The organism is Bacillus sp. 05T31 (assembly GCF_056396725.1).
Genome location: NZ_JBFTMA010000094.1, coordinates 1 through 10,103, shown reverse-complemented (window position 1 = coordinate 10,103; position 10,103 = coordinate 1). Strand labels below are relative to the sequence as shown.

General features: G+C 37.4%; 10 protein-coding genes. All 10 read left to right on the top strand.

The genetic code is table 11. The annotated features are described in order from the left end of the window. On the top strand, window positions 1-210 hold a 210-nt coding region (locus AC1DJR_RS08915), incomplete at its 5' end, for a SpoIIE family protein phosphatase (protein WP_477002420.1). Window positions 211-413: 203 nt separating this feature from the next. Beyond that, a complete protein-coding gene (gene tilS, locus AC1DJR_RS08910) occupies window positions 414-1,844 on the top strand; it encodes a tRNA lysidine(34) synthetase TilS (RefSeq protein ID WP_477002419.1) in 1,431 nt (476 codons plus the stop codon). Further along, complete coding sequence (hpt, locus tag AC1DJR_RS08905) at window positions 1,841-2,383, top strand: hypoxanthine phosphoribosyltransferase (RefSeq protein WP_002124550.1); 543 nt, start codon at window positions 1,841-1,843, stop codon at window positions 2,381-2,383. The genes tilS and hpt overlap by 4 nt, the downstream gene beginning before the upstream one ends. A gap of 85 nt (window positions 2,384-2,468) precedes the next feature. Further along, window positions 2,469-4,370, top strand: a complete 1,902-nt coding sequence (gene ftsH, locus AC1DJR_RS08900; protein ID WP_002091565.1) for an ATP-dependent zinc metalloprotease FtsH — start codon at window positions 2,469-2,471, stop codon at window positions 4,368-4,370. A gap of 222 nt (window positions 4,371-4,592) precedes the next feature. Continuing rightward, window positions 4,593-5,381 carry a type III pantothenate kinase gene (locus AC1DJR_RS08895; RefSeq protein WP_429686879.1) on the top strand — a complete coding sequence of 263 codons (789 nt, stop codon included), beginning with the start codon at window positions 4,593-4,595 and terminating at the stop codon, window positions 5,379-5,381. A 6-nt stretch (window positions 5,382-5,387) separates the two neighbouring features. After that, the gene (gene hslO / locus AC1DJR_RS08890) at window positions 5,388-6,263 is read left to right on the top strand and encodes a redox-regulated molecular chaperone HslO (protein ID WP_002009693.1); all 876 of its coding nucleotides are present in this window, start codon (window positions 5,388-5,390) and stop codon (window positions 6,261-6,263) included. 117 nt (window positions 6,264-6,380) lie between these two features. Continuing rightward, window positions 6,381-7,304: a cysteine synthase A gene (gene cysK / locus AC1DJR_RS08885; RefSeq protein WP_427285620.1), complete on the top strand. Its 924-nt coding sequence runs from the start codon at window positions 6,381-6,383 to the stop codon at window positions 7,302-7,304. A gap of 223 nt (window positions 7,305-7,527) precedes the next feature. Beyond that, complete coding sequence (trpE, locus tag AC1DJR_RS08880; protein WP_044444394.1) at window positions 7,528-8,925, top strand: anthranilate synthase component I; 1,398 nt, start codon at window positions 7,528-7,530, stop codon at window positions 8,923-8,925. 5 nt (window positions 8,926-8,930) lie between these two features. After that, window positions 8,931-9,518, top strand: a complete 588-nt coding sequence (gene pabA / locus AC1DJR_RS08875; protein ID WP_002113273.1) for an aminodeoxychorismate/anthranilate synthase component II — start codon at window positions 8,931-8,933, stop codon at window positions 9,516-9,518. After that, a partial coding sequence (pabC, locus tag AC1DJR_RS08870; protein ID WP_477002418.1) for an aminodeoxychorismate lyase occupies window positions 9,512-10,103 on the top strand: 592 nt, incomplete at its 3' end. The genes pabA and pabC, both read left to right, overlap by 7 nt.

The window sequence follows — 10,103 nt, the reverse complement described above, 5'->3', positions numbered from 1 at the left end:
CATGTGGAGAATCACGAATTATGGATAAAACGTAAAATTAAAGAACTACAAACAGAGGACCCACAGGAAATCGCTGATATCATTATGGAAGAAGTAATTCGCTCTGGTGATGGTTATATAAATGATGATATGACTATTGTGGTGGCGAAAGTAAAGAAAAATATGCCGAAGTGGGCTACGATTCCAATAGTAGGAATGCAGGCGCAATAAAATAATCAAAAAACCTAGGTAGATGCCTAGGTTTTTTTGATTAAAAAGGTAATGTGATTACTTTGTTAAATATACAGGAGGGATGTAAGATAAAAATATGGATTTTGTACATCTTTTTTTTGCACAATGTTTGTAAAAGTTGTACCATTATATACAAGGTAACTAATGTTGTTGTTCTTGTTTAATGAAAGGTGATTGCGAAGTTGAAAGATGCATTTGTTGAAAAAGTAGATGACTTTGTAAAGCAGCATGATGTATTAAAGAAACATTCAACAATTGTTGTAGGGGTTTCTGGTGGTCCTGACTCTTTGGCTCTTTTATATTATTTGTTAGAAAAAAGGGCAGAAAAACAGCTAGAAATTGTAGTAGCACATGTGGACCATATGTTTAGAGGTAATGAATCTTATGAGGATTTACAGTTTGTACAGGGTCTCTGCAAAGAGCTAGGAGTTATTTGTGAAACGCTAAGGATTAATGTGTCGCAATATCAACAGCAATATGGAATGAATGCACAAGTTGCAGCTAGAGAATGCAGATATGCATTTTTGGAAAGAATAATGAAGAAATATGATGCGAGATATGTAGCTCTTGGTCACCATGGAGATGATCAAGTAGAGACGATTTTAATGCGCCTTGTACGAGGGAGTACTCCGAAAGGATACGCAGGAATTGCAGTGAAGCGATCTTTTCATAATGGATATTTAATTAGGCCGTTACTTGGGGTAACTAAGGAAGAAATTGTTGATTACTGTAATAAATTAAAAGTTATTCCGCGTATAGATCCGAGTAATAAAAAAGAAGTATATACAAGGAATCGATTACGTAAATATGTCCTTCCTTATTTGAAAGAAGAAAATCCACAAATGCATGAGAAATTTCAAAAATTTAGCGTGCAGATGCAAGAGGATGAGGCTTATTTGCAGGAATTAGCTTTTGAGAAAATGAATAAAGTAATTACAAAAAAAAGCGATAAACAAATTAGCTTATCAATTCCTGCCTTTGAATCCATGTCTATGCCTTTACAAAGAAGAGGGATTCAACTAATATTAAACTATCTTTATGAATATAAGATTCCATCTTCGCTTTCTTCTATACATATTGACAAGGTGATTGAATTTTTTAAGCGGGCACAACCTTCAGGTTCACTAGATTTTCCAGGTGGTTTGAAAATTGTTCGCACATACGAAGAATGTGGTTTTGGATTTAAACAAGAAATTGTTTCTCCTTTTTCGCAAGATTTATCAGTACCTGGGACAATTATATTGCCGAATGGGGATAAACTTGTAACAGAGGTGAGCGAAGATATACCGAGTAACATGAATGAAACAGTATTTGTTGCTAAGTATAATGATATATCGTATCCACTTCGTATTCGGTSTAGGGAAAATGGAGATCGCATGTCAATGCAAGGTATGGATGGTACAAAAAAGATAAAAGCTGTTTTTATCGAAGCGAAAGTACCAAAAGAAAAAAGAGAAGAATGGCCGATCGTTTGTGACGCAAGTGGAAATATTATTTGGGTACCCTTGTTGAAACGATCTGCGTTTGCTACTTCGAAAGAGCTAGCAAAGAAGGGTAAATACATGATTATTCACTACAAAAGCAAGGAGTCTTCCGGGAGGATAATGAAATGATGAATCAAGATATCGAAAAAGTATTAATTTCTGAAGAACAAATACAAGAAAAGGTGCACGAACTAGGTGCAGTTATTGCAGAGGATTACAAAAATACAGTACCTCTTGCGATTGGTGTACTAAAGGGTGCAATGCCATTTATGGCAGATTTATTAAAGAGAACAGATACATATCTTGAAATGGATTTTATGGCTGTATCTAGCTACGGTCACTCTACAGTTTCGACAGGCGAAGTAAAAATCTTAAAAGATCTTGATACTTCGGTAGAAGGTCGCGATATTTTAATCGTTGAAGATATTATTGATAGCGGTCTTACACTAAGCTATTTAGTGGATCTGTTTAAATATCGTAAAGCGAAATCTGTAAAAATTGTTACTTTATTAGATAAGCCAACAGGCCGTAAGGTTGATCTGAAAGCAGATTATGTTGGATTTACTGTTCCTCATGAATTTGTTGTAGGATATGGATTAGATTATAAAGAGCAGTACCGTAATCTTCCTTATGTAGGAGTATTAAAACCAAGTGTTTACTCAAATTAATTAAATATAGGCGTTACAATTGTATAGGAAATTTTTTTTATGTTACGATTTACTATAGTGTTTATGCCGTGAGAGGAGGTTAGGAATGAATCGTATCTTCCGTAATACCATCTTTTATTTACTGATATTCTTAGTAGTAATTGGAATCGTGAGCTATTTTAATGGTTCGACGCAAAAAACGACATCAGTTAGCTACGATAAATTCATTACTCAACTTGAAAAAGGTGAAGTGCGTAATGTGCAGCTTCAACCGAAAAATGGTGTGTTTGAGGTAAAGGGACAATTCAAGACTTCTAGCCAAGGAGAACAATTTGTTACTTATGCACCAAATACTGAGGAATTACAAAAGAAAATTAATGATAAAGCGCAAGGGGCTGAAGTTAAGTATCAACCAGCAGAAGAAACAAGTGCTTGGGTAACGTTCTTTACTTCTATCATTCCGTTTGTCATTATCTTCATTTTATTCTTCTTCTTATTAAACCAAGCTCAGGGCGGCGGTAGCCGTGTTATGAACTTCGGGAAAAGTAAGGCGAAGCTATACAATGATGAAAAGAAAAAAATTCGTTTCAGAGATGTTGCTGGAGCGGATGAAGAGAAACAAGAACTTGTTGAGGTAGTTGAATTCTTGAAAGACCCTCGTAAGTTCGCTGAAGTTGGTGCCCGTATTCCGAAGGGTGTTCTATTAGTGGGACCTCCAGGTACAGGTAAAACTTTACTAGCACGTGCTGTTGCAGGTGAAGCAGGCGTTCCGTTCTTCTCTATTAGTGGTTCTGACTTCGTAGAGATGTTCGTCGGTGTCGGTGCATCCCGTGTACGTGATTTATTTGAAAATGCAAAGAAAAATGCTCCTTGTATCATTTTCATTGATGAAATTGATGCAGTAGGACGTCAACGTGGCGCGGGTCTTGGCGGTGGTCATGATGAGCGTGAACAAACGTTGAACCAATTGCTTGTTGAAATGGATGGATTCGGTGCAAACGAAGGTATTATTATCATCGCTGCGACAAACCGTCCTGATATTCTTGATCCAGCGTTATTACGTCCAGGTCGTTTTGACCGTCAAATTACAGTAGATCGTCCAGATGTAAATGGTCGTGAAGCTGTACTTAAGGTACACGCTCGTAATAAACCGCTTGATGAGAATGTCAACTTAAGAGCAATTGCAACTCGTACACCAGGATTCTCTGGTGCCGATCTTGAAAACTTATTAAACGAAGCTGCTTTAGTAGCTGCGCGTCAAGATAAGAAGAAAATTGATATGAGTGACATCGATGAAGCGACGGATCGTGTTATTGCAGGTCCAGCTAAGAAAAGTCGCGTTATCTCTGAAAAAGAACGTAATATCGTTGCATTCCATGAGGCTGGCCATACTGTAATTGGTGTTGTCCTTGATGAAGCAGATATCGTTCATAAAGTAACAATTGTCCCTCGTGGTCAAGCTGGTGGATATGCGGTAATGCTTCCGAAGGAAGATCGTTACTTCATGACAAAACCAGAGTTACTTGATAAAATCACTGGTTTACTTGGTGGTCGAGTAGCTGAGGAGATTGTATTTGGTGAAGCAAGTACAGGTGCTCACAACGACTTCCAACGTGCGACTGGTATTGCAAGACGTATGGTTACAGAATTCGGGATGAGTGATAAGCTTGGACCGATGCAATTTGGTAGCTCACAAGGTGGTCAGGTATTCTTAGGAAGAGACTTCCATTCAGAACAAAACTACAGTGATGCAATCGCGCATGAAATTGATGTGGAAATGCAAATAATTATTAAAGACTGTTATGCTCGTGCGAAACAAATTCTTACTGAAAAACGAGATAAGCTTGATATTATCGCGAAAACGTTACTTGAAGTAGAAACATTAGATGCAGAGCAAATTAATCATTTATATGATTATGGCAGATTACCTGAGCGTCCAACATCTTCAGATGATGTGAAAGTAAACATCAATATGAAGAAAGACGATGAAGATACAGAAGATAAGTAAGAAAAAAAGGAGTGACAATAGTCACTCCTTTTTTGTGTGGAATGAATTTAAGTGGCAAAAAAAATTGAATGAAACTAGTATTAAAAATTGAAATAGAGAGTAATCTTTTTGTACAATGATGAGTATAGAAAAACTGATTATATAAGTATGTGTGATATGATGTTTTTATAAGTTTTATACATACTGCGCAAATATAGATTAAATAAGATAAGTGGTGAGAATATGATTTTTGTATTGGATGTAGGGAACACAAATGCGGTACTAGGTGTGTTTGAAGAGGGAGAACTTCGTCAGCATTGGCGCATGGAAACAGATCGTCATAAAACAGAAGATGAGTATGGGATGCTTGTAAAGCAGTTACTTGAGCATGAAGGTCTTTCTTTTGAAGATGTGAAAGGTATTATTGTGTCTTCAGTCGTACCGCCAATTATGTTCGCTTTAGAGCGTATGTGTGAAAAGTATTTTAAAATTAAACCGCTTGTAGTGGGGCCTGGGATAAAAACTGGCTTGAATATTAAATATGAAAATCCACGTGAAGTAGGCGCGGACCGAATTGTAAATGCAGTAGCAGGAATCCACTTATATGGAAGTCCGCTTATTATTGTTGATTTTGGTACGGCTACTACATATTGTTATATTAACGAAGAGAAGCATTATATGGGTGGCGTCATTACGCCAGGAATTATGATTTCGGCAGAGGCTTTATATAGCAGGGCAGCAAAGCTTCCTCGTATTGAAATTACAAAACCGGGTAGTGTTATCGGGAAGAATACAGTAAGTGCAATGCAATCAGGTATTCTTTATGGATACGTTGGACAAGTGGAAGGTATTGTTAAGCGTATGAAGGAAGAAGCTAAGCAAGAACCGAAAGTTATTGCAACAGGTGGATTAGCAAAATTAATTTCAGAAGAATCAAGTGTAATTGATATTGTAGATTCGTTTTTAACGTTAAAAGGTTTGTATATGTTATATGAGCGTAATGCAAATTTACAACATGAGAAGGGTGAATAAATAAGTATGAAAGATTATTTAGTAAAAGCGTTAGCGTTTAATGGAGAGGTTCGTGCTTATAGTGTACGTACAACAAATACAGTAAGTGAGGCGCAAAAGCGTCATGATACATGGAGAACAGCTTCAGCGGCACTTGGTCGTTCTTTAACTGCGGGTACAATGATGGGYGCTATGTTAAAAGGCGAGCAGAAGTTAACGATTAAAGTAGAGGGKAACGGCCCGATTGGTCCTATCTTAGTCGATGCTCATGCAAATGGGGATGTACGTGGTTATGTAACGAATCCGCATGTTGATTTTGAAGGAACGGAACAAGGAAAATTACGTGTATATCAAGCGGTAGGTACAGAAGGATTTGTAACGGTAATTAAAGATATTGGTATGCGTGAACCGTTTATTGGTCAATCTCCCATTGTTTCAGGAGAACTAGGGGAAGATTTCACATATTATTTCGCGGTTTCTGAGCAGACACCTTCTTCTGTAGGTGTTGGTGTTCTTGTAAATGGAGATGATAGCGTATTAGCGGCKGGTGGATTCATTCTTCAAATTATGCCAGGTGCGCAGGAAGAAACAATTTCATTTATTGAAGAGCGTCTTCAACAAATCCCGCCAGTATCACAATTAATCGAACAAGGTCTTTCTCCAGAAGAATTACTGTATGAAGTGCTTGGAGAAGATAAAGTGAAAGTGCTAGAAACAATGGATGTTCAATTTAATTGTACATGTTCACGTGAGCGTATTGAAAGTGTGCTAATTAGTTTAGGTAAAGCGGAGTTAGAACAAATTCGTGCAGAAGAAGAAGAGACGGAAGTTCACTGTCACTTCTGTAATGAACGACATAAATTCGCTAAAGAAGATATTACAAGTCTAATTGAGAAGCTGTAATAAAGAAGTTTAGGTGGAGAATCAGCCTCCCAAATAGATTGACAAACAGGGAATTTTCTGACAAAATCTAAATATAGATAAAACCAATAAAAATACTCGGTGTTAGGAGTGACAGGAATGCGAGTGGCACAATCAGTTTCAGAATTAATCGGGAAAACGCCGATCGTTAAGTTGAACCGCATCGTAGAATCAGACAGCGCAGATGTATACTTAAAATTAGAATTTATGAATCCGGGGAGCAGTGTTAAAGATCGTATCGCGTTAGCTATGATTGAAGATGCTGAAAATAAAGGATTATTAAAAGAGGGCGATACAATCATTGAGCCGACAAGTGGTAACACAGGTATTGGCTTAGCGATGGTAGCAGCTGCTAAAGGATATAAGGCAATTTTAGTAATGCCAGAAACAATGAGTATTGAGCGTCGTAATTTATTACGCGCTTACGGTGCTGAATTAGTATTGACTCCAGGACCTGAAGGAATGGGCGGAGCAATTCGAAAGGCAACTGAATTAGCAGAAGAACATGGGTACTTTATACCACAACAGTTCCAAAATCAAGCGAATCCAGAAATCCATCGTATAACAACAGGTCCAGAAATTGTTGAACAGATGGGGGATCAATTAGATGCTTTTATCGCAGGTATTGGTACAGGTGGAACAATTACAGGTGCCGGTGAAGTGCTGAAAGAGGTTTATAAAGATATCAAAATTTACGCGGTAGAACCTGCGGATTCACCAGTATTATCTGGTGGAAAGCCAGGGCCACATAAGATCCAAGGAATTGGAGCGGGGTTTGTTCCGGAGACATTGGATGTAGAGGTATATGATGAAATTATTCAAGTGAAAACGGAGCAAGCGTTCGAATATGCGAGAAGAGTGGCTAAAGAAGAAGGTATTTTAGTTGGTATCTCTTCGGGAGCAGTCGTTTATGCAGCGACAGAAGTTGCGAAGAAATTAGGTAAAGGGAAAAAGGTACTTGTTATTATCCCAAGTAACGGTGAACGTTATTTAAGTACACCACTTTATCAATTTGAGTCATAAGTGAATGTGATTTGAAAAGCATCCTTAAAAAAGGATGCTTTTTCTTTTTTGATTGGAAAAAGGAAAAGAGTGAATGACTAGAAAACTTCATGTAAAATAAGAAGTAGTATAATTAATTTATTTTCACTAGCCCTCAAGTATAATCATTCTCTATATAAATAATTTTATGTAGTTTGATTTGATTGGCTTAAGAGGGTGGGATAACAGAAGACGGGGTGTTGATATGCAACGAAGAAAATCTTTAGCGCTTTCTATTCCATATCAGTTAGATTTCTTTAAGCAATATAAATTTCTTTCTCAGGATAAGCCACAACATATTTTGTTAGAAAGTGGACGTGGTGGTCGTTATAATATTGTTGGGCTGGATCCAGTAGCGGTAATTCAGGGTAAGAATGAGACGTTACATATAAGTGAAAGTGGTAAGGAAACAATAAAGCGAGGGAATCCGTTAGATTTAATGCAAGCGTATATGGAGAAATGGAAAACGGATTATAATCCGGAGTACCCACCTTTTCAAGGTGGGGCAATTGGATACTTTAGTTATGATTGTATCCGTTATATTGAAAAACTTTCTTCTCTTGCGAAGGATGATATTAATATACCTGACATATTCTTTTTGTTATTTGATGACGTGTTTGTGTATGATCAACAGGAGAGAGTATTATGGATTATTACGCATTATGTAGATGAGTGTGAAGAGGCAGAAGAACGATTAAATGAATGGAAGGGTCTTTGGATGAAAGAAGCCCCCGAAGTGACTATGCCGTTTGAATCTCCTGAAAAGAAAAATGAAGCAGTCGCTTTTACGGAAGAGGGCTTTATGAAGGCCGTTGAACGTATTCAAGAATATATTGGAGCGGGTGATGTGTTTCAAGTAAACTTGTCGACAAGACAAGAAAGAACATTACAAACACATCCACTAGAAATATATACAAGTCTTCGTGAAATTAATCCATCTCCATATATGGGTTACTTGGAGTTTGGAGATTTTCAAATTGTTAGTGCTTCGCCTGAATTGCTAATTAAAAAGCAAGGAAAAGAAGTGAGTACAAGACCGATTGCTGGTACGCGCTCTCGAGGAGCAAGTGAGCAAGAGGATGAAGAATTAGCGAAAGAATTAATTGAAAATGAAAAGGAAAGAGCAGAGCATGTAATGCTTGTGGATTTAGAACGAAATGACTTGGGCCGGGTTTGTAAATATGGCACTGTTGAAGTAGATGAATTTATGGTAATTGAAAAGTACTCACACGTTATGCATATTGTTTCTAATGTGCGTGGTGAGGTGGAAGCAGATAAAGATGCTTTCGATTTGGTGAAGGCTGTATTTCCTGGTGGGACAATTACCGGCGCCCCGAAAATACGTACGATGGAAATTATTGAAGAATTAGAACCTGTTCGCCGAGGAATTTATACAGGGTCAATTGGTTGGATTGGTTATTCTGGAGATACGGAATTGAATATTATAATCCGAACACTACTTGCTAAAGATGGACAAGCGCATGTGCAAGCTGGAGCGGGTATTGTAATTGATTCAAATCCAAAAAATGAATATAAAGAGTCGTTAAAAAAAGCAATCGCTTTATGGCGTGCAAAAGAAAGTAGCGAAGAAACGGTTAGGTGAGAGAAATGATATTAATGATTGATAATTATGATTCTTTTACATTTAATTTAGTGCAGTTTCTTGGAGAACTTGGACAAGAGCTTGTTGTTAAGCGTAATGATGAAGTGACTATTTCGGATATTGAGAATATGAAACCAGATTTTTTAATGATTTCGCCAGGTCCATGTAGTCCTAATGAGGCGGGAATCAGTATGGATGTTATTAAATATTTTGCAGGTAAGCTTCCGATTTTTGGGGTCTGTCTTGGACATCAATCAATTGCGCAAGTATTTGGAGGGGATGTTGTCAGGGCAGAGCGTTTGATGCATGGAAAAACATCTTTAATGCATCATGATGGGCAGACGATTTTTTCTGATATCCCAAATCCATTTACCGCGACACGTTATCACTCTCTTATCGTTAAAAAAGAGACGTTACCGAATTGTTTAGAGATAACATCTTGGACTGAAGAAGGTGAAATTATGGCGCTTCGTCATAAAACGTTGCCGATTGAAGGGGTACAATTCCATCCGGAATCTATTATGACTTCTCACGGGAAAGAATTGCTACAGAATTTCATTCGCAAATATAGCCCAAGTGTGACATCGTGTTAATTTACGTAAATGGCGCGTATGTAGAAGCGAGTGAAGCGAAAATTTCTCCTTATGACCACGGTTACCTATATGGACTTGGGGTTTTTGAGACATTTCGTATTTATAATGGTCATCCCTTTTTATTGGATGATCATTATGAACGCTTAATGGATGCGCTCGATATATTGCAAATCAAATGGACAATGACAAAAGATGAAGTGATGCTTATTTTAAAGAATCTACTTGTTAAGAATGGGTTAAAGCATGCATATGTGCGCTTAAATGTATCGGCGGGTATAGATGAAATAGGATTACAAACGGAAGTATATGAAGAACCGTCTGTTATTGTTTTTATAAAACCTTTAGCATCTCCAGGGAATGTAGTGGAAAAAGAAGGAGTTATTTTAAAACAAGTGAGAAATACACCAGAGGGTGCATTTCGCTTGAAGTCCCATCATTATTTAAATAATATTTTAGGGAAACGCGAAATTGGAAATGTTGTGAATAAGGAAGGTATTTTTCTTACCGAAACAGGTTATGTTGCAGAGGGTATTGTTTCGAATCTCTTTTTTGTTAAAGGAGATATTTTATATACTCCTTCATTAG

Coding starts and splice junctions, on each gene's coding strand:
- hpt (WP_002124550.1), top strand. CDS start 1,841: ATGATGAATCAAGATATCGAAAAAGTATTAATTTCTGAAGAACAAATA.
- ftsH (WP_002091565.1), top strand. CDS start 2,469: ATGAATCGTATCTTCCGTAATACCATCTTTTATTTACTGATATTCTTA.
- AC1DJR_RS08895 (WP_429686879.1), top strand. CDS start 4,593: ATGATTTTTGTATTGGATGTAGGGAACACAAATGCGGTACTAGGTGTG.
- cysK (WP_427285620.1), top strand. CDS start 6,381: ATGCGAGTGGCACAATCAGTTTCAGAATTAATCGGGAAAACGCCGATC.
- trpE (WP_044444394.1), top strand. CDS start 7,528: ATGCAACGAAGAAAATCTTTAGCGCTTTCTATTCCATATCAGTTAGAT.
- pabA (WP_002113273.1), top strand. CDS start 8,931: ATGATATTAATGATTGATAATTATGATTCTTTTACATTTAATTTAGTG.